At 58.4% G+C, this 22,248-nt stretch carries 15 protein-coding genes and 1 other RNA gene; 8 read left to right on the plus strand and 8 right to left on the minus strand.

Annotated elements, in window-relative coordinates:
* The first annotated feature begins 391 nt into the window (after positions 1–391).
* The 5 genes from rsmH to Pan189_RS11690 all read left to right on the plus strand — a co-directional run bounded on the left by rsmH (position 392) and on the right by Pan189_RS11690 (position 5,992).
* Complete coding sequence (rsmH, locus tag Pan189_RS11670) at positions 392–1,267, plus strand: 16S rRNA (cytosine(1402)-N(4))-methyltransferase RsmH (RefSeq protein ID WP_310820364.1); 876 nt, start codon at positions 392–394, stop codon at positions 1,265–1,267.
* An 85-nt stretch (positions 1,268–1,352) separates the two neighbouring features.
* Positions 1,353–3,131: a LysM peptidoglycan-binding domain-containing protein gene (locus Pan189_RS11675; RefSeq protein ID WP_310820365.1), complete on the plus strand. Its 1,779-nt coding sequence runs from the start codon at positions 1,353–1,355 to the stop codon at positions 3,129–3,131.
* Positions 3,132–3,140: 9 nt separating this feature from the next.
* On the plus strand, positions 3,141–3,446 hold the full coding sequence (locus Pan189_RS11680) for a hypothetical protein (RefSeq protein WP_145364088.1): 306 nt from the start codon (positions 3,141–3,143) through the stop codon (positions 3,444–3,446).
* Positions 3,443–5,227 carry a peptidoglycan D,D-transpeptidase FtsI family protein gene (locus Pan189_RS11685; RefSeq protein ID WP_145364089.1) on the plus strand — a complete coding sequence of 595 codons (1,785 nt, stop codon included), beginning with the start codon at positions 3,443–3,445 and terminating at the stop codon, positions 5,225–5,227. Before Pan189_RS11680 ends, Pan189_RS11685 begins: the two co-directional genes overlap by 4 nt.
* A gap of 105 nt (positions 5,228–5,332) precedes the next feature.
* Positions 5,333–5,992 (plus strand): HAD family hydrolase, encoded by a 660-nt coding sequence (locus Pan189_RS11690; RefSeq protein WP_145364090.1) that lies wholly within the window; start codon positions 5,333–5,335, stop codon positions 5,990–5,992.
* An 8-nt stretch (positions 5,993–6,000) separates the two neighbouring features.
* Here Pan189_RS11690 and Pan189_RS11695 read toward each other — a convergent pair whose 3' ends face one another.
* The 6 genes from Pan189_RS11695 to Pan189_RS11720 all read right to left on the minus strand — a co-directional run bounded on the left by Pan189_RS11695 (position 6,001) and on the right by Pan189_RS11720 (position 14,448).
* Positions 6,001–7,347: a nucleoside permease gene (locus tag Pan189_RS11695; protein ID WP_145364091.1), complete on the minus strand. Its 1,347-nt coding sequence runs from the start codon at positions 7,345–7,347 to the stop codon at positions 6,001–6,003.
* A 134-nt stretch (positions 7,348–7,481) separates the two neighbouring features.
* Positions 7,482–8,666: a glycine C-acetyltransferase gene (locus Pan189_RS11700; RefSeq protein ID WP_145364092.1), complete on the minus strand. Its 1,185-nt coding sequence runs from the start codon at positions 8,664–8,666 to the stop codon at positions 7,482–7,484.
* Positions 8,667–8,955: 289 nt separating this feature from the next.
* Positions 8,956–9,319, minus strand: a transfer-messenger RNA (tmRNA) gene (ssrA, locus tag Pan189_RS11705).
* 228 nt (positions 9,320–9,547) lie between these two features.
* A complete protein-coding gene (locus Pan189_RS11710; RefSeq protein WP_145364093.1) occupies positions 9,548–11,485 on the minus strand; it encodes a DUF4914 family protein in 1,938 nt (645 codons plus the stop codon).
* A gap of 283 nt (positions 11,486–11,768) precedes the next feature.
* Complete coding sequence (locus Pan189_RS21680; protein ID WP_375154912.1) at positions 11,769–12,278, minus strand: peptidylprolyl isomerase; 510 nt, start codon at positions 12,276–12,278, stop codon at positions 11,769–11,771.
* A gap of 988 nt (positions 12,279–13,266) precedes the next feature.
* The gene (locus Pan189_RS11720; RefSeq protein ID WP_145364094.1) at positions 13,267–14,448 is read right to left on the minus strand and encodes an LptF/LptG family permease; all 1,182 of its coding nucleotides are present in this window, start codon (positions 14,446–14,448) and stop codon (positions 13,267–13,269) included.
* Positions 14,449–15,012: 564 nt separating this feature from the next.
* On the opposite strand from Pan189_RS11720, the gene Pan189_RS11725 reads away from it, so the two are divergent.
* The 3 genes from Pan189_RS11725 (at position 15,013) to Pan189_RS11735 (ending at position 19,742) form a co-directional block, all read left to right on the plus strand.
* Complete coding sequence (locus Pan189_RS11725; RefSeq protein ID WP_145364095.1) at positions 15,013–15,477, plus strand: hypothetical protein; 465 nt, start codon at positions 15,013–15,015, stop codon at positions 15,475–15,477.
* A 342-nt stretch (positions 15,478–15,819) separates the two neighbouring features.
* Positions 15,820–18,258, plus strand: a complete 2,439-nt coding sequence (locus Pan189_RS11730; RefSeq protein ID WP_145364096.1) for a vWA domain-containing protein — start codon at positions 15,820–15,822, stop codon at positions 18,256–18,258.
* Positions 18,259–18,410: 152 nt separating this feature from the next.
* Entirely contained in the window at positions 18,411–19,742 is a 1,332-nt protein-coding gene (locus Pan189_RS11735; RefSeq protein ID WP_145364097.1) for a DUF2135 domain-containing protein, read from the plus strand.
* Here the strand turns inward: Pan189_RS11735 and tsaD are convergent.
* Positions 19,726–20,784 carry a tRNA (adenosine(37)-N6)-threonylcarbamoyltransferase complex transferase subunit TsaD gene (tsaD, locus tag Pan189_RS11740; RefSeq protein WP_145364098.1) on the minus strand — a complete coding sequence of 353 codons (1,059 nt, stop codon included), beginning with the start codon at positions 20,782–20,784 and terminating at the stop codon, positions 19,726–19,728. The two genes, Pan189_RS11735 and tsaD, sit on opposite strands and share 17 nt — an antisense overlap.
* Position 20,785: 1 nt before the next feature.
* Positions 20,786–22,216 (minus strand): S41 family peptidase, encoded by a 1,431-nt coding sequence (locus tag Pan189_RS11745; RefSeq protein WP_145364099.1) that lies wholly within the window; start codon positions 22,214–22,216, stop codon positions 20,786–20,788.
* Positions 22,217–22,248: the final 32 nt, after the last annotated feature.

Here is a 22,248-nt window from a genome sequence, read left to right on the forward strand (position 1 = left end):
GGAGAGCGAAAGACAGCACGACTTCCGCTCGCTCAGCAAAAATTGATCTATCTCGTTTTTGGTAAACAGGTTGCGTAAACCCACCTGTTTTCTGCGGGCTGCCGACCGGAGGCGGCCCGATGCGATGTTCCGCTGGCTACCGGGCTTTGCGGACATGGTGAACATGGATCGTTCATCAGGGAATAGTGCGGATCATCCAACCCCCAATGGTTGACCCGTCACGATTCGCTCCGGAGGACGGCAAGGATGTCGTCCGGAGCGGGTCGTCCCATTCTTCTATTCACCGCCGCGCGGTGAAGCGATAAAACCCCCGCAGTGGCGTTCGGTCGTTTCGGATTCCCGAGTGCTAATTCCTTGTACTCTCATTTCTCGACGTTCAGTGACTTCAACCGTGTCATCACCGTTGCACCGCCCAGTTCTCGTCCGCGAGACGATGGCCGCGCTCGACCTGAGCCCCGGCCTGTTTGTCGTCGACGGCACACTCGGCGCCGGTGGTCACTCAGCATCGATTGTGGAGAAACTTGGCCCAAGCGGCACGCTCCTCGGAATCGATCGCGATCCGATGATGCTCGATCACGCAACGCAAGAGCTTCAAGACGCCCAGTGCCGTACCGTTTTCGCTCGCGGAACATACGCGGAACTTGAATCGCTGCTTTCAGATAACAAACTCTCAAAGCCTGATCGCGTACTGCTCGACCTCGGTCTGTCCTCCGATCAGCTCGCCGATGAATCACGCGGCTTTTCGTTTCAGGCCGAAGGGCCGTTGGACTTACGATTCGATACGTCATCCGGTCGCCCCGCGTGGCAGGTCATTGACGAATCGAGCGAGTCCGAGCTGACGGAGATTCTGCAATTATTCGGCGAAGAGCCGGCCGCCGACGAAATCGCGTCCGCACTCGTTCAACGACGTCCGGTCGCCACCGCTACTGAGCTGACACAACTAGTCACGGCGGTCAAATCAAAAACAAGTCGCGAGAATCTGCATGACGCGACACTGACGTTCCAAGCCCTTCGAATCGCGGTCAACGAAGAACTTCGGCACGTCGAGCGAATGCTCAACGATGTCCTACCGGCCGTCCTGGGTCCCGGCGGACGCGCTGTTGTAATCAGTTTTCATTCGCTTGAGGATCGCATCGTCAAGAACGCGTTCCGCAAGACTGACATTTGGCAAAACCAAACTGCAAAACCCGTAACGGCAACCCCGGCTGAGTCGCGTCTGAATCCTCGGGCCCGCTCGGCAAAATTGAGGGTCGCAGTCAGACGATAACTGCATTTTTGCATCACTTATTCGCGGACACCCCATAAGGCTTGGCGACAGGATGTCGCCGGTTCTATTCAAGGAGTCGACAAGGATGGCGACGGAAACAAAGATCGGCCTCGGGTTGATGATCCTGCTGGTCGGCGTGTTCGGCTTTGTGGTCTATAAGAAGTGGGACGACCGGCAGCAGGAACTCGCCGCGGCCGGGGCCTCGGCGGGTGAAGATGGGCAATCTTCAACGCCGGAAAACGAAACCGATTTTCCCGACGGCACGACCACACCGCCAGTCATCGACGGGCCGGTGGCCGATACGGAAATCCGAGACATCGACGCGGGTTCAAACGCCCCGTTCTCACGTCCCGGAGATTCGACCGGAACCAATCCTTTCGGTCAGTCGCCTGAGACCATCGCGTCCAACGGTCAAAATGGAAGCCCGTCCGGCTCAGCCGATGCGCTATTCGCGGATTCTGCTCCGGCTGAAGTCAATCGCGGCGGAAGCGGTATGTCGGCAGCGTCGTCTGATCCGTTCGGCGATGGACCAACCGAGATGGGAAATCCGAACTCGGTCGCGGCATCGCCATCGGAGCCGGTCGACGACTTCGGTTTCGCGCCGATCGAATCTTCTTCTCCGTCGGCATCGAACATCTCTCAGACAGACCCCGGATACTCTGGCCAGGGCGAATTCGATAGCGGTCCTTTCGCCGGCGACCCGACCTCAACCTCCGAACCCACAACCGACGATTTTGCGCTCACGCCGGTAGCGGAACCCGAGATGGCTGGGCCGCCCGCTCAGGACGAGCCCCTCGCGACTGATCCATTTTCCGACCCGGGCATGGTCGCCGGCGAGGCCGGTGCTGCTCCGCCGAGTTCCAGCGATCCCTTTGCGAACGGAAACGATCAGTTTGCCGACTCGGCCGCACCGCCAACCGCGCCGGCACCGGTCGAAGATGACTTTGCCACCTTTGAGCCGGTCAATCCGACCGCGGAACCGGCACCGACCGACCTGTTCGCCGAGTCGTCGCCGACCGCGGCTGCCCCGCCTCCTCAAACACGCTCGTTGTTCGATGGACCGGAACCGGAACCGACCGAGCCATATTCCGACACTGGAAACGAACCAATCTCCGATCCGTTTTCCGCGGGACCGACCGTCGCCGAGACCGCCGCGCCGACCGCCCCGCCTGTCATGAACTCCGAGCCGGCATTTAATGACTCGGAATCCGAATTGGTGCCTGAGCCGTTCTATCCGGAACCGAACGTCGCCGAAATCGGCGGAGCCGGCGAGATCAGCCCGACCGGAGCAGACACCTACGATGCCGACGATTTCGCTCCCGTGACGCAACGCCCCCGAGATGCCGACCCTTCCGGGGTCACCTTGGAGTCGCCGACGAACGGTCAGGGCAACGGACCCAAGGTCTACGTCGTCGAGAAGAACGATTCGTACTGGACGATTTCCAAGAGAGTCTACGGCGACGCCCGGCTCTTTCAGGCGCTCGCAAAATTTAATCAACCGCGGGTCCGCGATGCGAAAGAGTTAAAGCCGGGGATGATGGTCCTGATTCCAAAGATTTCTGAATTACGAAGTAGGTTTCCTCGATTCGTTCCGAGAGCGGCCCCTGATCCGGACGATCCCGATAACATCGGTGGATTCTTCATCGACGCTGACGGACTTCCCGCGTACCGCGTGATGAAGGGCGAAACGCTGACGCACATTTCACAGGATCACCTCGGTCGGGCCTCGCGCTGGGTACAAATTTATGAAATGAATAAAGACCGACTGAAAGACCCTCAGAAGCTCAAAGTCGGACTTGTTCTTCGACTGCCGCCCGATGCGAGCCGGGTCCGCTTTGTCAGCCGTCCCGACTCACGAAACTGAGAGTTGTGTGTGTTTCGATTCCTCGGGATCGTCGCCTTGATGACCGGTGTCGCCACGGCGGGCATCGTGCTGGAGAAACGGGCGCTCGAAATCCGTCGACTCAACACTCGACAGCACTTTCGACTGGAAGTGCTTCGTGATCGCCGAGCGGAATTGCAGATGCAGACTCAGCAACTCTCCGGAGCTCGCCGGCTGACGGGTCCGCTCCGCGAAGGTTTGATCGCACCGCGCCCCCAGCCGACCGGATCGCAACCACTCGCGTTGCCGCTGCCGGAACTTCGCATTCCCGTTCGAGACCGTGCGAGCAGCCGATGAACGTCGCATCACGACCGGGCAGGGCAATTGGCAATCAAGGGCGATCAGGCAATACCCGCCGCTTTCGCACCCGGCTGATATTGATTGGAATCGGGATCGCGACTTGCTGGGTCGTGCTCGCCGGACGGCTAATTCAATTACAGGGCTTCGACCGAGTCGCGCTTTCCCAATCAGCTGCCGAACAGAGATTATTAAGGCATACGATTCCCGCACGCCCCGGCGACATTCTTGATCGTCGAGGCCGCCTGCTGGTGACGAGCGTTCGCGAGCCAAGCCTTTACCTTGTTCCACGAAAAATCGACGATGCAGCACAGTTTGCTGCTCGTTTGGCGACAGTCTTAAATCGTGATCAGTCCGACCTTGAGCAGGAGATTCGCTCCCACTCGGAGCGATGGTTTCACTGGCTTGAACGACGAATGCCGGAAGAAGTCGCCGAAGCCGTCCGAAATCTCGATCTGCCGAACGGCACTTGGGGAATCGAACGGGAATTTCGCCGGCGGTACCCTCAAGGTTCTCAAGCCGTCCACCTGCTGGGGCTCCGCGACATCGACAACGTGGGGCGGGGCGGGATCGAGCAGGTCTACGATCGATTGATCGGCGGTGAAGATGGCGAGCTTGTCGCATTGCGTGATGCGCACGGTCGCGTGATCGATATCCGTCACGAACTCGGACGAAAGCCGGTTCCGGGGCGGTCGTTGGTATTAACGATCGATGCCCTAATTCAGCTATTTACTGAAGAGGCGCTCGACGAATTAGAGAAAGATGAAAACCCCCGAGGCTCCGCGGCCATCGTGCTCGATCCGCGCACTGGCGAAGTCTTAGCAATCGCATCGCGTCCGGTCTTCGATCCTGAAAATCCGAGCTCAATCAGCGAAGGTGCCTGGATCAATCGCGCGGTGGCCGCTGTCATGGAACCGGGCTCGACCGTGAAGCCCCTGTTCGTCGCATGGGCGCTGAACCGTGGCGTTTTGCAGTCCGATGAAATCATCGATTGTGAGAACGGCTCGTATCGTAGCGGGTCGCGATTGCTGACTGATCCCGTCGCGCACGGTCGATTGAGCGTGACCGACGTGCTTGTGAAATCGAGCAACATCGGGATGGCGAAGATCGGCGAGCGGCTGGGCAACGACGAACTCTTTCACGCGGCCGCGGCGTTCGGCTTCGGACGTCGCACCGGGTCGGGACTGTCCGGTGAAGTCGCAGGATTGTTGCGTCCGGTGTCCCGTTGGGATCACTACAGCACCGGTTCGGTCCCGATGGGGCAGGAGTTTGCAGTCACGCCCTTGCAGTTAGCCGTCGCGCACGCCGCAATCGCAAGTGACGGCGTCCTGAAGCAACCGCGTTTCGTCAAAGACGTACTCGATCCGGTGCGGCTGTTGCCCGATGACTCGGCTGCGGGCAACCTGTCGACGCCGGTGAGTTCTCCCGTGATCTCTTCCGAGATCGCACGCTGGATTCGGACCGAGCCGATGTCAGGGGTCGTCAGTCGGGGAACCGGCCGACGTGCCCAGATCCCCGGACACGAACTATTCGGAAAAACGGGCACGTCGCAGAAATATGACCCGGAGGCCGGACGCTACTCCCACGAACGGCTGGTCTGCTCTTTCGTTGGCGGCACCCCGGCGGACGAACCCGAAGTCCTCGTTCTTGTCATGATCGACGAACCACAGGGAGAAAACCCATCGGGCGGCCGGACCGCGGCCCCGGTGGCGAAGCGAATTCTGGAACGGACCCTGCCCTATCTCGGCATACCGCCCTCACCGGTCAAATCATCAAATTGACGGCGACTCTTCGCTCAGTTTGAATCCTTTGTGCGCGATGCTTGCCACGGCGTATGCTGCCGGGCCTCCCGCCTCGCCCCTGATGGTCCGTTTTCGATCGATGCGATGAATCCGATAAGAATTAAAGCCGTTTGCTTCGATTTCGACGGCATCATGTTCAACACCGAAGATGTCTTCGAAGAGGCCGGAACAGAACTGCTGGCGAAACGTGGCCACGAGTTGACTATGGAAGTCCGGCGGGGGATGACGGGACGTCGCGAGGAAGAGGCCATCGCACACCTGATTGAGCAACTTGAGCTCAGCGACACCATCGCCGAGTTGCGAAAGGAAGCTCGAGAGACCTTCCTGCGGTTGCTCGAAGGACGGCTGGCCCCCATGCCGGGGCTATTCGAACTTCTTGAACTCATAGAAGGAAGCGGACTTCCCAAAGGTGTCGCCACGTCGTCAGATCGTGCCTATTTAAGGAACCTGCTCGGACGCTACGAACTCGCCTCGAGGTTCAACTCGCTGATGGCGGCTGAGGACGTCGACCGCGGTAAACCCCACCCCGAAATTTATCTGAAATCAGCCGCTGCGCTGAAAGTTGACCCGGCTGAGATGCTCGTGCTGGAAGACAGCGAGAACGGGGTGAATGCCGCCTCAGCGGCGGGAGCCTATGCCGTCGCCGTGCCCAACCGCCACACGCGAGAACACGACTTCTCACGTGCACATTTTATCGCTGATGGGCTTGGCGATCGACGGATCGCAGACTTAATCGACCGATAAATCGGCGACTATGCGGGCGGCAAATCAGCCGGGGATGCCGCTGGGTTTAAAGCGTCTAATGGTTTGTCATCACCATCCGGCAAGTTTGCGCTTTGGCCCCCCGTTTTGATACGGTCGGAGAAAGTCAATAAGAACCCAACGGTCACGATTGCCGCAAGGCCCGCAGGGTAAAGCCAGATCGCATGCCAATCATATTTCGTCGGATCGGCGGCGTCCGGATAAGCGCTCACAATCCGTCCTGAGATCACCGAGCCGATGAACATTCCGACGCCAAGCGTTGCAAGGGTCAGAAAGCCTTGGGCTGAGGCCCGACGTTCCGGCGGCGCTTTCGAGTCGACGAAAATCTGTCCGGCCACGAAGAAGAAGTCATAACAAATACCATGCAGTAAAATGCCGCCGTAGAGCATCCAGACAAGATCGCCCCCGTTCCCGAATGCGAATAACAAGTACCGCAAAACCCAGGCGGCCATCCCAGCGGCGAGAATCCAACGAACACCAAGGAAAACAAACGCGAGCGGAAGCAGCAGCATAAAGCCGACTTCGGAGAACTGACCCAAAGTCATTTTCGCAGCGGCCGCCTCGACGCCCAATTCATTTAAAAACCGATTGGTCCATGTGTAGTAGAATTGAAGTGGAATACAGATCAAAAGCGATGAAATAATAAATGACAACATCGCTGGCTTCTTAAACAGCGAAATCGCATCCAAGCCCAGCACATCTTTAACTGTAACCTTCTCCCCCTTGGCTTTTGGCGGTGTGTGGGGAAGAAAGAACGAATAGATACCCAACACGACTTGAACGGCGGCCGCAATCTTAATGGGTAATGAAGTGGCCTCAATCCCTTCGAACTGCTCGCCCAGACTGCCGAGCGTGTAACCATTATCAGTCACCTTAATTAATCCGACGATTAATCCGGCGACAATCCATCCGATCGTGCCGAACACGCGTACGACTGGGAAAACCTTGTCCGGGTTTTTGAGGTTCTCCAACGACAACGAAGTCGACAAAGAGATCGTGGGCATATAGCACACGAAGTGGGCGAGCAATCCAAGATAAAGTAAACTGGGGTCGGTCACGTCAGACACCAGGTACAACGCGCCTGCTCCTAACAGGTGCAGCACCCCGAGAACGCGTTCGGAGGCAAAGAATCGATCGGCAATCAGCCCCACCAGAAAGGGCGTGATGATCGCGGCTATGGCAGCCGTGCCGAATGCATCTCCAACCAACGCATCGCTGAAGAGCCGGTCGCCGTCGGTGCTGACTGCGGAGGACAAATACGTCCCCAATGTGACATACCAAGCCCCCCACACGAAGAACTGTAAGAACATCAAAATCGCTAGGCGGGCGAATGTCATCGAGTATGGCACCAATCGAAAGTAGCTGGTCAATGAACGGCGAGCGGTGGATACGGGCAGTTTAATGCGGAATCACGAGCAATTGCCAACGGAGCGGTGCGGAACGTGCGGCTCAAAGTCGTTCGCACGGAAAATTACGAAGTAAATTCGTCTTTGACGGCGGCAAACTGCTCGACAGCAAATTCCAAATCTCTCTTCGACAGGGCCGCCGACATTTGGGTGCGGATGCGAGCGAGGCCTTTCGGGACGACCGGGAATGAGAACGCGACGACGTAAACCCCGCGCTCCAGCAATCGCTCCGCCATCGTTGAGGCAACCTTCGCATCGCCCAACATGATCGGCACGATCGGATGCTCACCGGGCACCACGTCGTATCCCAGCTTCCCGATCTCCTCCCGGAAGAAACGCGTATTCTCCCACAACCTCTCTCGCAGCCGCGGCTCTTCATCAACGAGTTCAAGTGCTCTCAGCGAAGCTGTCACGATCGGCGGCGCGACGGTGTTGGAAAAGAGGTAGGGCCGGGACCGCTGCCTGAGAAGTTCGATGACCTCTTTGCGTCCGGACGTATAGCCCCCGCTGGCGCCTCCCAACGCTTTGCCCAGCGTACCGGTGATGATGTCGACTCGGTCTTGCACTTGATGAAACTCGTGCGTCCCTCGACCTGTCGCCCCCAGAAAACCGGTGGCGTGGCAGTCGTCAAACATGACGAGGGCGTTGTAACGGTCGGCGAGTTCACAAATCGCAGGAAGGTTGGCGATCGTGCCGTCCATTGAGAAGACACCATCGGTCGCGATGATACGACGACGAGCAGAGGTCGATTCTTTTAGTCGCTTTTCCAGATCGGCCATATCGTTGTTGGCGTACCGGAATCTTTGCGCCTTACAAAGCCGGATTCCATCGATGATTGAGGCGTGGTTGAGCGAGTCCGAAATCACCGCGTCTTCGGGTCCCAAGATCGTCTCAAACAATCCGCCGTTCGCGTCGAAGCACGAGGCGTAAAGAATCGTATCTTCAGTCCCCAGAAATTCGCTGATTTTGACTTCAAGTTGTTTGTGGATGGACTGCGTCCCACAGATAAAGCGAACGGACGCAAGCCCGAATCCCCACTCGTCCAACCCTTTGTGTGCGGCTTCAATGATCTCGGGGTGACCGGCGAGCCCGAGATAGTTATTCGCGCATAAATTAAGAACTTCATTGCCGGCAGCAGTCTTGATTCGCCCTGCCTGCGGCGTCGTCAGGATACGTTCGGACTTTGTTAAGCCCGACTCTTCGATCGCGGAGAGTTCATCGGCCAATTGTTGTTGGATATCGCCGCGCATCGTGACCGCCCGATCGGCTATTATTAAATTTCATGTTCGCGCGAGTCGCGCGATGCTCGATCGGCAAGAGCCGACAGCTTTCGCCGAAGTTGCCTTCTCGGAGATCGTACCCGCGTCCCTTTTTCTCATACTCCGGCAGGCGTCGTCGATCAAGAGTCGACCTGGCCTGTGGTAGCGATTGCTATGCCCGTTGCAACAACTGGCAATCTGATTGCTGCTTCCGACGAGTTTGAGCCGTTGGAAATGGGGCAACAAAAAATCCGGCCCGCTTGAGATAAGCGAGCCGGATCAGTGGAGGCGGCGGGAATTGAACCCGCGTCCTGTGAGCCCTAAGCCGAAGCTTCTACGTGCGTAGTTCGTTGTTTAATCTCACCGTAACAAGGTGCAGCGAACAAAACCCGTTACGGCCAGCCCACGACGAATCTCGCCTCTCCCGTGGCGGGCTATGAAGAGAGGCCAGCCTGTATTTGGCGACGGGCTGGTTGGGCTCCACAGGCAGGATCCCTAAGCCCGAGCAGCGTAGGGGTTACCTACGCAGCCAAAGCAAACTGCGGTTTGGCAGTTATGGTGTGATCAGCTTGTTACGAGGCCTGCTGATCAACCTCGGCACGCCACCCCGACCCGCGGAGAACCAGTCGAATCCGATCGCCCCCGGTCGTCAGTCGTGACAGTAGTGTCGAGCGTTCGGGCAGAACCCGGGTTCGCTCAACACCAAGTGATTATACGCAAAGCGAGGGCGATTTGTTGAGTCTTGCGGGAAAAAATCGAGCGGCAGAAAGCCAAAGTACAAGCCGCGCAAGAAGTAAGCGGATTTTCCACGATGGGCATCGCGTTGAGCTATCCGCTTACTTCGTGCGCGGCTTGTGATCGCTCTACCTACCTCAGATGATTGCCTCGTATTCTTCGACCGAGGCGTTGTTGAGGCACGCTTCGATGATCTGCTTGCCCTGTGGGCTGAGGTCCTCGTGCAGGAAGAGTTTGATTTGCTCGTGGAAAAAGTCGGTCAGCATTTTTGCGCCAGCCTCGTAGGCTTCTTCGCCCACTTCGGGTTGATTGGCGACGTCGAAGAACCACGAGCCGATGATGCCGCCTTCGAAATTCAACGATTCTTTGTTGTAACCCAAGAGCGAGCAACGTGACTGCTTGAGGTCACCGCTGCGGAAGGGGTGGGCTCCACGGCGGGCCAGATACTCCCGGGCGATCCATTGCGGGGCGAAGCCGACCTTCCAGCAGCCGATGTGCTGATTGGGAATGAGCACGAATTGCGTGTTGGTCGAGTGCATGATCTGGTCGAGCAAGATGTTCGCCTGATCGACTTTTCGCCCTGTCGCGAACGGCCAGAAGGAGCCGACACCCTCGGACTGCATCCCGCCCGCATCGACGATCGACGGGTTGCCGTGGCCGCGCGGAGCGACGAGTCGCCACAGCCAAGCGAGCGACGGAGGCAGCACGTGGAAGATACCGAAGATGCCGTAAGTCGGCTTCTCTTTGGTGCACGGTGGGCAGCGGACTCCGAAACTGCGAATGTCGACCGTCACCGGTTCGCTTACAACGTTCTCCACATATTGCCGCGGCATGACGACCCGCGGGTTCGGGCAGGGGACGCCCGGCTCATCCTGAATGTGCTCCCACAGGACGGCGGTCGCGTCGGGCTGAGCATCAATGTTGAGGAACAGAAGCGGCCCCGGTGGCGAAAACATCACCCGCTCTAGAATCGGGTCGGTCCCGTAGTGGGTAATGTGATTGACCCGGATGAACCAGGCCGACTCGGCGTCGATCAGCGTGACTTTGCCTTCGCCCCCCTCTTTGTTTTGTAGGGCCGAATGGCACAGCGCCATGTCATCGGTCACGGGATTTAGTTTGCAGCCGCGTTGCAGTGTGAGTTTGCGCTCTTCGCCACTGACGGTGTTTACGCCGAGCAGCAGAGTTCCGTCGGCCTCTCGGTGCATGTATTCGAGCATCTCGCTCTTACCGCCGCCGGAGGCCCCTTCGTGCATGATCACGGTCGTATTATCGTACGGCGTTGTGACAGCGACGGTCGAGCAGTGGGCCGTCGTCCACGGCGTTTTGTCCCGCTCGCCGAGCGTCAACAACATGCCGTAGACGCCCTTCTTTGCCGAAGGTCCCGGGTAGAGATTGTACGAAAACAGTTCGTGCAGTTTCGTGTCTGCCTCGTACCGGCGATTGTGAACGACGACCTGTTTGCCGTCGAAGTGTGTGTGGCGGAACGGCGGCGCGATATAGAGGACAGCCCGGTGATAGAAATCGGCCGCGTTCTCTCGGATCTCCTCAAGCGGGATGATCCCCTGCAGCATGGCAAGGCCGAGGGCGAAGAAACCCGCGTTCGCCGGGGCGACGGCAACCGCATTAAGTGGTTCGTCCGGCAGACCGGTGCGGAAGAAGAACGCCGCGATCGGTTGCGTCTTGAGCCAATCGAGGGTCTCGCCCCGCAGATCGGTGAAGGGCTTGCCGAATCGCTCGTCGAAGGTCGGTTTATCCGTCGGCTCGCCGTCGCCGACCACCATGCAGTTGGGATCGCGCCGCCGCATGTACGGCTCGAGATAGTTGGCCGCGACGCCGTTCTTGACTTGGCAAACGCGAGCTTCGTTGACGAATCCGCGGCCGGGCACGTCGTAACCAACCATGAACTCACCCTGTGGCGTTGTTTCGCCGAGCCCGCTCTCGGGGTCAGGAGTGGCGAGTTTCACAAGGTCTTCGACGCTGCCGGCCAAGTGCAGGCGTCCCTCTGCCTCGGCGGTTTCCAGCACAGACATCAGACTGTGGGACAGAGTCAATTCCGGAAAAGCGGACAGTGGCATCGTTCGGCTCTTTGTATTGGGGCGCAAACTTCAGGTGGGTCAGCATGACGCGAGGCAGCCAATCGGCCCGAGTATCGGCTGCAAACGAGAGGACTTCAAGACGCGACTTCACGAACCCTCCGCGTGAAGACATTTGTGCGATGTGAAATAAAAATAGCCGGGCGCAAAGTCAGCAGAAGAGAGGAAAATTCCCCTTGATCCGCTTAGTTCGTGCGCGGCTTGTACAGCGGGCGTGATCCGCTTAGTTCGTGCGCGGCTTGTGAGGCGCGCGATATAGGGTCGACTACTCGGAGTTCGTCACGGGTTTGTACTCGTGATCGCGCTTGCGGAGCACTTTTGCCGACTCGATCGTGTCGCCCTTTTCGAGCGAGCGGGCGATGTCGAGGCCTTGGACGACTCGACCGAAAACGGTGTGGCCGGACTGACGCTGGGCATCGGCGTTAAGCCAGAACGTCGGAAGGTGAGTCAGGAAGAATTGGCTGCCGCCGGAGTCTTTGCCGGCATGGGCCATGCTGAGGCTGCCAGCGAAGTGTTTGCGGGCGTTGGGCTTGTAGCATTCGCAGTCGATGACGTAACCGGGGCCGCCGGTGCCGTCGTCATTCGGATTTTCGTTCTTGGTTAAAGGGTCGCCCCCCTGAGCCATAAAGTTGGGAATGACGCGGTGGAAGTCGATCCCGTTGTAAAACCCTTTCTCAATCAGGCTGATGAAGTTAGCGACCGTGTTCGGCGCTTCCTGCTCAAACAATTCAATGACGACGCGGCCCTTGCTCGTCTGAAATTCCACGATCGGCAGCTTCTGTCCTTCAGGCAATTGGGCCTGCTGCGCTCGAATTTTCTGCTCCTCGCTCCAAAACTCTTGGTACTCTTTGGAGGGGTCGACGAACCGACCGGCGATGTTCGGATTGAGTTCTCCGCTCTGCTCTAGCTCGCTGAGTATCTGCGATGCCGCTTCAAATTCATGTTCGGCAAACAGCGAGGCTCCGCGAATATTCTTAGCAACGGTCGAATCAGATCCGCTCTGCAGAATCTTCCCCGCGATCGTCCCGGCCTTCTGATAGTCGTTGTCTTGATAAGCGGTCATCGCCACCGCCTCGCCGGCGGATGTCAGCGAGGGGTCCTCATTGAACGCCGCTTCGGCCGCGGCGGTCAAGTTTGGTCCGATCTCTTCGTTGTACTTCGTGGCGAGCGTGCGGAACTCGGTCTGAATAGTCTGCCGCTGTTCGGCGTCCGCGCCACGAAATGACGACTGCAATTCACCGAGTCGCTGCATCGTTTGCTCACGCTCGGTATTGAGCGATTTCCAACGCTCGACCGCGGACGTCTGAGCGAGCGCAGCGGCTCCGGTCAACAGGATCGGGAGGGCAAACGCTAGTTTGCAGATCAATCGAATCATCTGAGAACGCTCCATTGTTTGCCCATTCGGGCGGTGGGTTCGAGTCCTTCAGCCCGCAGTTTAGGCGGAGCGGCCCGCATGAGAAAGCGGGCGAATCGAATTCGCACCGACAAAAATCGTGCCCTCCCACGAGGCAAAAACGCCCGCAGGCAATATCTGCGATGCCGTCACAACGAGAGAACTGCCGGATCGGATGCTTCGCTCGCGCAGCGAGTACCAAGGGCGGCCCACGCAGATTCGACGGCATTCCGCGTTCGGAAGCCGCGGCACGTGGGAGAAATCCCCGCTATGACGATTATCCCGTCAATGTAGCGGCGTCCGGCGGCGATTCGTAAGAATCTGAACGCATTTGGCGCCCGAAAGCCGCCACAGATAGCAGGAATCTGCTCTAGTTGCGAAGGACGCGGCGGATCATCCAGATGGAGATCAGCAGCAGCGTCAGATTCGCGACCCAGACCGACCAAGTCGGGTCGATCTCGCCGCGCTTCGCCATGTTCATCAATCCGAGCATCATTGGATAGTAGCCGAGCAGAATCGGTACGAAGCAAATGATGAATACCGTCAGAAAGTGCTTGCGGGCCTGCATGATGGAATAAGGCGCACCCATCAGCACGAAGAAAAAACAGCTTGCCGCCAGCGCGAATCGACTATGTTTTTCTGTCAGTAGTTGTTCCCGCTCAGTGACTCTGGGCGTTTCGTGCACGTTCTCGAAATGAAGGTAGTTCGCGTTTGAGAGGCGTTCGACCTCTCCGACAGTCAATCCGAACGCTGAGTCGAAAGCCCGTTCGGCACGCAACTGCTTCAACTCTGCAGTGACGATACCGACGCGTTCGTTGATCGTTCGAATGCTCAGATGCCGGGCCTTCGTCACCTGCATTTGTTCGGGCAACGGAAACGGTTGGGTTCTGCGATTAAACCACGCCTGCCGATCACCGGGCATGTCCAGAAAACCATGGACGAGCTCAACGAGAACCTGCTTGTTTTTGACATCGAAATGAAGTTCCGCTTCTTCCGCCTGGATGAGAACCGGAGAACGACCTTGCGGCGCATAACGAAACGTCGGCCGGATGAGCCGCTTGTCTTCGACGCCCATGACCGTGATCGAAATTCCCCGCTGAGGATCAGTCATTTGATGCCGGCTGCGGAGGACGTCGAGAAAAATTTCCTCGACCGCGTTTGCCACGATGCGGTGAATATTCTCGACCGCCCACGGCATGACTTGGTCGGTCAAAATTAGCGACGCAAAACTGAGCAGAAACGCGAGCACGAATGCCGGTGCCAAGAGCGAAATGACGTTGATACCCGCCGCTTTCGCTGCCGTCACTTCCTGATTGGCAGCGATTCGACCGTAAACCAAGCAAACCGTCAGCAACATCGTCGCGGGAATCGTAAACGGCATCGTGCTCGGCACGATGAATGGCAAAATCTGGAGGACCTGCTCACCGCCCAGACCGCTCTCCTGGACTTCGCGAAACACGCCGACGAAGACGAGCAAGACTGTGAGAATCGACAGCAGAACCGCGAAAGTCTTGAGAAGCTCGAACAAAATGTGCCGCTGGAGCAGCCTCATGAGCGCAATTCACTTCGCTGTAAGGTTCTTAGGCGGCAACTTGATGAACTGGAGCACACCACGAGAGACGACGACCGTCGCAACACGCTTTGACCAGCCAACGCGTCGACTAATCACGCTCGCATCGGCAAATTCGGAAACGCGTGACACCTGACATGGTGTAGAAGTTCGAATCGCTCATGGTCAAGATCAACGTCGGGCGAGATTTTCCCACTCGCGGCCAATGACGCAGACTTCGTAGAGCTGCTGTTTGACGGTGTCCCCCTGAATCCCCAGAGGATGATCGCATCTGAGTGGTCGATTCCGCGATGGTTCAGAGTCCTCATCGTCGAGAAATCATCGACACGCGCTTGCGAGATGATGTGTTGCGTTCCCAACATGGAGCCAAGACCGTACTGAGATGCGAGTTTCGTCCGGCCGAATGTCGAACGACGCGGGTTACCATTTTCCGCGAACGTCACGTTCAACTGGCGCTTTCAATAAACGGATGTCAATCACCGAACGTCGATAGAATCAGTTCCGTTAAACATCAGTATTTACCATCAATTGGATTGGAGCATTCGCGTGCGTATCAAACATTTCACCGCCGCCGCAGCCTTGATGGCGGTCGGGTATTTGCTCGGGATGAGTCTCCACAGCGGAAATTCGGTCGCCCGGGCACAGGTTGCCGATCTGAGCGAAGACAACGCCGAGCAACTTCGACAGGCTTACCGGCTGATGTCGATCGTTCAGACCTCGCTCGAAACCAGAGGCAAATACACGCCGGCCATTCAGGGAATCAACCCGATGGCGGTGTACGCCGGCGGGCTTGATGCTGTCGGCGATTTGGAAGGGGGACGCGGCGTCGATCCGGTCACGTTCGCGGGGTTGTACGGGGGACTCGCCGTCGGTCCCGTTAATGAGGAACTAGGATATGACGAGCAGGGCCGCCTGACCTACAAAGACCGCGTTGTCCGGATGTATCCTGTCCGCAAGATCAAACAGTTGTTCTCGGAACGGACCGCATTGCTCCAAGGGGTCGATAATTGATCGGTCCGACATCACTTTCGCAGATCGACTGAGATGCGTTCAGGCGGCGCGGCCTGTTCGGTTTGCACTGGTTGTGGGGTTTGAATCTGTCGCATCGACGCGAGTCGGCAAGGCCCCAACGTTTTGGGCCGAACACTTTGTCTGCCGACCTTCCGGTCAGCTTCACGAGGGTTCGTCCCGATAATCAACTTGTGAAACAGGGAAAACTTGGAACTTTTTGCTTCTAAGACCTGTTGAACAACGGGTAAGATACGTTTCGGAGTACGGAGGGTCTGTTTCAACAGCTCGCCGACTCATTCGGGCCTATCAGTCCGTTCGGTTTCGACTGCACCGGAGACTTTCATGCTTTCACTTCGCACGCTCGCCACTCTCGTCGCACCACTCGGGTTGTTGTCGACATGCCTGTCGGCGTCGGCCGATGATCTGGTCGCTACGGCTATCACGGGCTCGAGCGATGCGGAATCGGCTTACGCGATTGTTATTCCACCGGTCGACTCTGCTGTCGCCAATGACGCGTCAGATGCGCGAGTACTTGTGCTGGTCGACACTTCCGCGAGCCAGGCGGGACAGTTCCGCACGGGTGCTTTGGATGTAGCCCGGTCGCTGGTTTCATCCTTGGGCAGTGATTCCAAGGTCGCGATCGCTGCCGTCGATGTCAGTTACGTCATTCTGTCGAACGGTTATGTCGCGCCGGCTGATACCGAAGAGGCTTTCATGCAGCTCGAAGATCGCGTGCCGCTGGGTGCGACGAACTTCAACGCCGCCTTCGACGATGTCGTCAGTTCCTTCGCAGGGAATGGCGGGGCAGTCGTATACATCGGCGATGGCATGAGCGCCTCCGATCTGCTGACGTCTGAGGATTTGCGGTCGTCAGTGGCGCAGTTGAGCAAAGCCGGCATTGCATGGCACTCTTTGGCGATCGGGCCGAAGATCGATTCTCGGCTGCTGGGAATTCTCAGTCGACACACCGGCGGTACCTATCGTCTCGCCACGGCAGATAGTTCACCCGCACTGGTCGGAAGAGAACTCGCTTCGGTCGCGATCAAGTCGCCCGTCCGGGTAGAACTTTCGACATCGATGTCTGGTTCCGACTTGCTCAGTTCACCGACCTCGCCCGCTCTACGAACCGATCGTGAGTCGGTTGTCTTCGGCAGCGGAGCCATTCCGAGCGAGATCGAAGTGACCGAAGCTAACGGATCGAGCCGGACTCTGAAGGTACGGCAGTCGGAGAAGTCCCACGATTACATCGACCTGCTTGTTCAGACCGCAAAAAAATCGGGCGGGTTGGATGTCACGATCACCGACCGCGAATCTCTTCTGAAATATGAAGCCGACTATGAAGACTACGTGGCGAAGCTGACCGAAGCCGGTCAGCAGGCGGTGAAGAGCCGCAACGAAGAACAAGCCGATCAACTAATCGCTGAGGTCGACCGGATCGCACCGCAGCGTCAGGACACGAAGTCGCTGATCCGCTTGGCATCGCAGATTTTCCCGGCCGATGGTGCGAATGGGGCGGCCGACCCTGCCGAAGACATCTCCGACAACTTCGCTGCTCGTGAGCGGGAGCGACAAAATATCCGCGGCGAGCAGCTCTCCCTCGAAGTTAGCTCAGGGATCGAGGCGGCACGACGTATTCGAACGGACGACCTCGCCGAATCGCTTTCTATCCTCAAACGAATTCGTGACATCGTCGATTCTGTCACCGACGTACCGGTCGATCGTCAACGGCAGCTTCTTCAGCGAATCGATCGCGAATTGCAGGAAACAGTGAACCTGCGGGAGCGCAACGAACTGCGACAGATCGAACTGGGTGACAAACTTTCGGCCATCGAGTCGAACCGACGATTGCAGGAACGCTTCGCCCTAGAAGAAGAGCGGTTGGAGCAATTGATCGACCGCGTGCGGGCGTTGATGGCCGAAGGCCGAACCGGTGATGATTCGGCATTCGGTGCGGCCGAAGCCGTGGCAATCGAAGCGGTCAACATTCGTCCGGGCAACGGTCCGGCAACCGCGGCTCGATTCGTCACCGAAGCGGCGAACCAACTCAACCGGGCGTTCCGACTCGTCGAACTTCGACGCGACCGCTTTCTCGAAACGCTTTATCAGGTTGAGCTTTCGCACGTGCCGTTCCCGGACGAGCCGCCGATCCGCTACCCTGCCCCCGAAGTTTGGAAGGCCTTGACGGAACGACGGAAGAAGTACGATTCGGTCAGCGTGTTTATCGAGAGCCCGAACGAACAACGGATTCGAGCGGCATTGGAAGAGGAAACACGGGCCCAGTTCCCGAGTACTCCGCTGCGAGACGCGATCGATTTCCTCTCGGATTATCACGACATCAACATCCTGATCGATGAGCGGGCCTTGCTCGACGACGGTATCGACAGCGACCAGGAGATTGACCTCGTACTCGATGGGATCACGCTGCGTTCCGCCCTCAAGCTGATGTTGAAGCCACTCAATCTGACGTACGTGATCGAAGACGAAGTCATGAAGATCACGACTCAGACGGTTGCCGACGACACTCTCTCGACCCGTGTTTACCCGGTGGGTGACCTCGTGATTCCCATCGCCACGCCGTTAGGTGGCGGCCTTGGCCAAGGCTTGGGCGGTGTTGGTGGCTTCCAAGGTCAGGGCGGTCTCGGAGCCGGTGGTCAGTTCGGCCAAGGCGGTACCGGTTTTGGTGGATTCCAAGGTCAAGGCGGTGGTGGTGGCGGTGCCGGATTCTTCAGCATTCCGGCTGATGAGATTCCCGCGGTCGAATTCGGCGTTAAAAAAAAATAGGTGACCGGCTCGCCCAGGAGTCGGAAGATCAAACGTCCGGCGCCCGAACCGACAACGCTGATGAGACAGCCGTCGAATTTGACGAGGCCGACGATTCAGCGGATGCGAATTCCGCTGACGACGGCCGATCGAGCCGAGCAGAGATCGACCAGATGGTCGCTTCAATTCTCGATGGCGAAGCGGGCGAAAGCCCGAAAGCGACTTGGAAGTCATTCTTCGCCGCGCACACACCCAGCCCGGCGGCGCTGAATCGGTCGACTGAGAAACTTCACCGCAAGGGTCGACACGATCACGTCGTCGAGCTGATCCGCGCGGCACTTCGGGTCGGACTGAGCCGACCTTGGATGTACGAAGTTCTCGGCATCTCTCTTGAGTTGAGCGGGGCTCCTCAAGCGGAGGTCGAACGCGCGTTGCTATCGCGTGTCGATTTCGTCGCAGCGGACGTGCCGAACCTGCTGCTCTCGGGGGCATATCTCAATCGACTCGGAGCGAAGCGACCCGCCCTCAGGCTTTATCAGGAAGCCGCTCAGCTCGACCCGAATCGAGCGGAGACTTACGCCGTTTCTCTTAGGCTGGCTCAATCGCTGGACGACTTTGAAGTCATCGGGTGGGCGGCTGCCGGCTTGATGCGAACCGCGTGGACCGACCGCGGCGAAGCGTTACGCAAACAGGCAAAAGATGCGGTTCTCATCGCGGTGGAGCAACTTCAAGAGGCCGATCGAAACGAGGAAGCCGAGCAACTCCGCTCCCAGTTTGATCGTGCCGCCTCGCAGGACTTGGTGCTGAGGCTCGATTGGTCCGGCGATGCCGACCTCGACTTGTTTGTCGAAGAACCATCCGGCACGACTTGTTCTCACGAGGTCCCCATCACCGGCGGCGGAGGGTATCTCGGGCATGATGGTTACGGTCCGGACTCCGACAATTCCTACGAACTCTATGTATGCCCGTTGGCCTTCGACGGACTCTACACCGTCCGAATCCGACATGTGCGAGGCAACGTCGTGGGTAAGCGGGCCAAGCTCCGCATCGTGCGCTTCCGCGGGACGGAGCAGGAAACGGTCCGCGTCATTCCGATCGAACTGATCGGTCCTGAGACGCCGGTCCTCGTGGCAATGTCGGCGGGACGTCGGACCGCGGCAATTGAATCGAAACCCCGCCGATCGGCGGCAGCGATCCCCGACACGCAACGAGGTTCAATTCATCAACTTGTCGGCCGACTCAGCCCGGAACAACTGGCTGCCGGCAATCAGTTTCAAGTCGGGATGAACAACGGCGGCGTCGCGATCGGAGGCGGCGCCGTCGGTGGTGCTGCTTTCAACGCCGTCGGCTACACGCCGATCACGACCACGCTCTCGCAGGGGGCCACCTTGCAAACGCAGGCGATCGTTTCGGCCGATCGTCGCTATGTTCGCATCACCGCCGCGCCGGCGTTTACGCAAATCACCGGCGTCGACACGTTCAGCTTCGTCAGCGGCGGCCCGTAAGTTTCTGAGGACGCCGTTTACGGACCAAACCACTGCGGACATCGCAATCAAGCGATGCGACCGCGCCGCGACCGAGTTGCTCCCAAGCAAGTGCCGCCATCGCGGCGTTATCGGTGCAGAATTCGAGCGGGGCGACGATCAGTTCAAATCCGTCTCGCTCGGCCTGCTGCCCCAACTGCTCACGAAGCGACCGATTCGCCGCGACGCCGCCCCCCAACAGCAGGCGTCGCTTTCCGGTTTGTCGAATTGCCTGGGCCGACTTGCTCACCAGGACGTCTACCACGGCCTGCTGGAATGACGCCGCGAGATCACAGACGCGTTGCTCGGTCAAAGGGGGAGCGGGTGTGCCGTTCGGATGCCCCTTTGCGGCGTAAAGAATCGCTGTCTTCAAACCACTAAAGCTGAATTCGAGGCGGTCGGAATTCGCCATGGGTCGTGGGAAGTCAATCGCGGCTGAATCCCCGTTCGCGGCGGCAGCAGAAATTGAAGGCCCGCCGGGATAGGGCAGACCGAGAATCCTCGCCGCTTTATCAAAAGCCTCACCGGCCGCGTCGTCGATAGTCGAGCCGAGCAATTCGAATTCAAATGCCGAAAGACAACGATATAGATTGGTGTGGCCGCCGCTAACGACCAGTCCGACGGCGGGGAAGACGTCGCGTCCCGCACCCAGACGACAGGCAAACAGGTGCGCCTCGATATGATCGACGGTCACCAATGGAAGCTCCCAAGCGGCCGCCAGAGTTTTCGCCGCCGTCAAACCGACCAGCAGCGAACCAACCAAACCGGGCCCGTCGGTCGCCGCAATGGCAGCGAGTTGCTCGCGCTTGATCTCCGCCTCGTCGAGCCCGGTAGCGATGACGGGCAGGATTCGCGACAAGTGCGCGCGAGAGGCGATTTCCGGAACGACGCCTCCGAAACGCTCGTGCAACTTGGCTTGTGATGCAACGACGTTCGAGCAGATCGAGAAATCGTCCGCAATCACAGAGGCGGCCGTCTCGTCGCACGACGTCTCGATCGCCAACAGATAGCGCTTCGACGACATCTCACGCCGCCGAGGATGGAATTGTCGGGGCAAGCATCACGGGGCCCAGCGGGTTGAGTCGACCCGCCGGACCGATCGAGGCCGCTTTCTTCTCGGCCTCAGCGGGTGCTTCCGCATTCATCGCGCCTCGAAGATACTTCAACCCCGCTTCGATGTGAGGGTCTTTAAAGGATGACTCTTCGGTGTCGTCTCCCCCGATGACGTCGCGCCGGCGCCGCTCGATCAGGTACGAACGAAGTTGGCCGTCGTCGAAGCGAATCCGATACTCTTCGTCGGGAGTGACGCCCCAGACATCATCCTCCGTCGAGTCGGGGAAGCGATGAATGTTTTTTCCGCTGGGCCGGTGATAACTGGCGGTGGTTAGCTTGAGGGCACTGCTGCCGCCTCCGAGATCGATCACGTTTTGGACCGAGCCTTTGCCCCAGGTCCGTTCGCCGATGACCGCCGCTCTCTCGTGGTCCTGCAGGCAGGCACTGACGATCTCACTGGCCGAAGCGCTGAATCGATTGACGAGAACCGCCACCGGAAATTCGGGTAATGTGCCTCCCTTACGTGCCTCCCACGTTCGCTCCGGCGTATTGCGGCCCTTGGTGCTCACGATGACGCCTGAGTCGATAAACATGTCACAGATTTGGCGGGCCTGATCAAGCAGGCCTCCCGGATTAAACCGCAGGTCCAGGATCAATCCTTTCATACCGTCATCAAGCAGCTCTCGGAGGACACCCCTCAACTCGGCACCCGAACGGCGGCTGAAATGCGTCAGTCGGACGTAAGCGATCTCTTCATCGTCATCGATGAAGTACTCCCAATGATCACCCTCTCCGTAGCGATCACCGAGTACGGTCGAAACCTGAATAATGTCGCGGACGACTTCGATCGTTTCAATTTCGTCCTCACCCTTATGCAGCACGCCGATCGTGACGGCTTCGCCCGGCTTGCCTTTCAGCCTGGCGACCGCATCTTCAAGTGTGAAGTCTTCGGTCGACTCCCCTTCGATCTCCATGATGATGTCGCCGGCGCGGACGCCGCCGCGGTAGGCGGGCGTACCGGGGAGTGGGCTGGTGACGACCAAACGTCGTGACCGCGGATCGACCTGAACCTGTATGCCGATCCCTCCGAATTCCTGCTCGATTTCCTGAGTGAACTGATCGAGCTTCTTGGGAGGAATGTAGTTGGAATAGGGATCAAGTTCTTTGACCATTCCCCGGATGGCGGCCTGGAACAGAACGCGGCGATCAACCTGATTGACGTAGTTGCGGTCGATCTGTTCGACGCTTTCGACGAATTCGCGAAACAGTTCGAACATCTCTTCGTCCGACGCTTGCTCGTCATCAGCTCGTACCGGAGTGACACCGAGCGCGGAAATCACGATGGCAAACGCCAGCGCCAACCGCGCGATCGGGAACAGGCCGAAAGTAGCAAATCGATCCATCAGATTCTCCGTTGCGCCGATGTCAGTCCCGG

Origin of the sequence: Stratiformator vulcanicus, from assembly GCF_007744515.1 — a bacterium.
Lineage (GTDB): Bacteria > Planctomycetota > Planctomycetia > Planctomycetales > Planctomycetaceae > Stratiformator > Stratiformator vulcanicus.

What these genes read in the sequence shown, in the direction of transcription:
- Pan189_RS11675 (WP_310820365.1), top strand. Translation starts at nt 1,353, where the DNA reads ATGGCGACGGAAACAAAGATCGGCCTCGGGTTGATGATCCTGCTGGTC.
- Pan189_RS11685 (WP_145364089.1), top strand. Translation starts at nt 3,443, where the DNA reads ATGAACGTCGCATCACGACCGGGCAGGGCAATTGGCAATCAAGGGCGA.
- Pan189_RS11690 (WP_145364090.1), top strand. Translation starts at nt 5,333, where the DNA reads ATGAATCCGATAAGAATTAAAGCCGTTTGCTTCGATTTCGACGGCATC.
- Pan189_RS11695 (WP_145364091.1), bottom strand. Translation starts at nt 7,347, where the DNA reads ATGACATTCGCCCGCCTAGCGATTTTGATGTTCTTACAGTTCTTCGTG.
- Pan189_RS11700 (WP_145364092.1), bottom strand. Translation starts at nt 8,666, where the DNA reads ATGCGCGGCGATATCCAACAACAATTGGCCGATGAACTCTCCGCGATC.
- Pan189_RS11710 (WP_145364093.1), bottom strand. Translation starts at nt 11,485, where the DNA reads ATGCCACTGTCCGCTTTTCCGGAATTGACTCTGTCCCACAGTCTGATG.
- Pan189_RS11720 (WP_145364094.1), bottom strand. Translation starts at nt 14,448, where the DNA reads ATGAGGCTGCTCCAGCGGCACATTTTGTTCGAGCTTCTCAAGACTTTC.
- Pan189_RS11730 (WP_145364096.1), top strand. Translation starts at nt 15,820, where the DNA reads ATGCTTTCACTTCGCACGCTCGCCACTCTCGTCGCACCACTCGGGTTG.
- Pan189_RS11735 (WP_145364097.1), top strand. Translation starts at nt 18,411, where the DNA reads ATGGTCGCTTCAATTCTCGATGGCGAAGCGGGCGAAAGCCCGAAAGCG.
- tsaD (WP_145364098.1), bottom strand. Translation starts at nt 20,784, where the DNA reads ATGTCGTCGAAGCGCTATCTGTTGGCGATCGAGACGTCGTGCGACGAG.
- Pan189_RS11745 (WP_145364099.1), bottom strand. Translation starts at nt 22,216, where the DNA reads ATGGATCGATTTGCTACTTTCGGCCTGTTCCCGATCGCGCGGTTGGCG.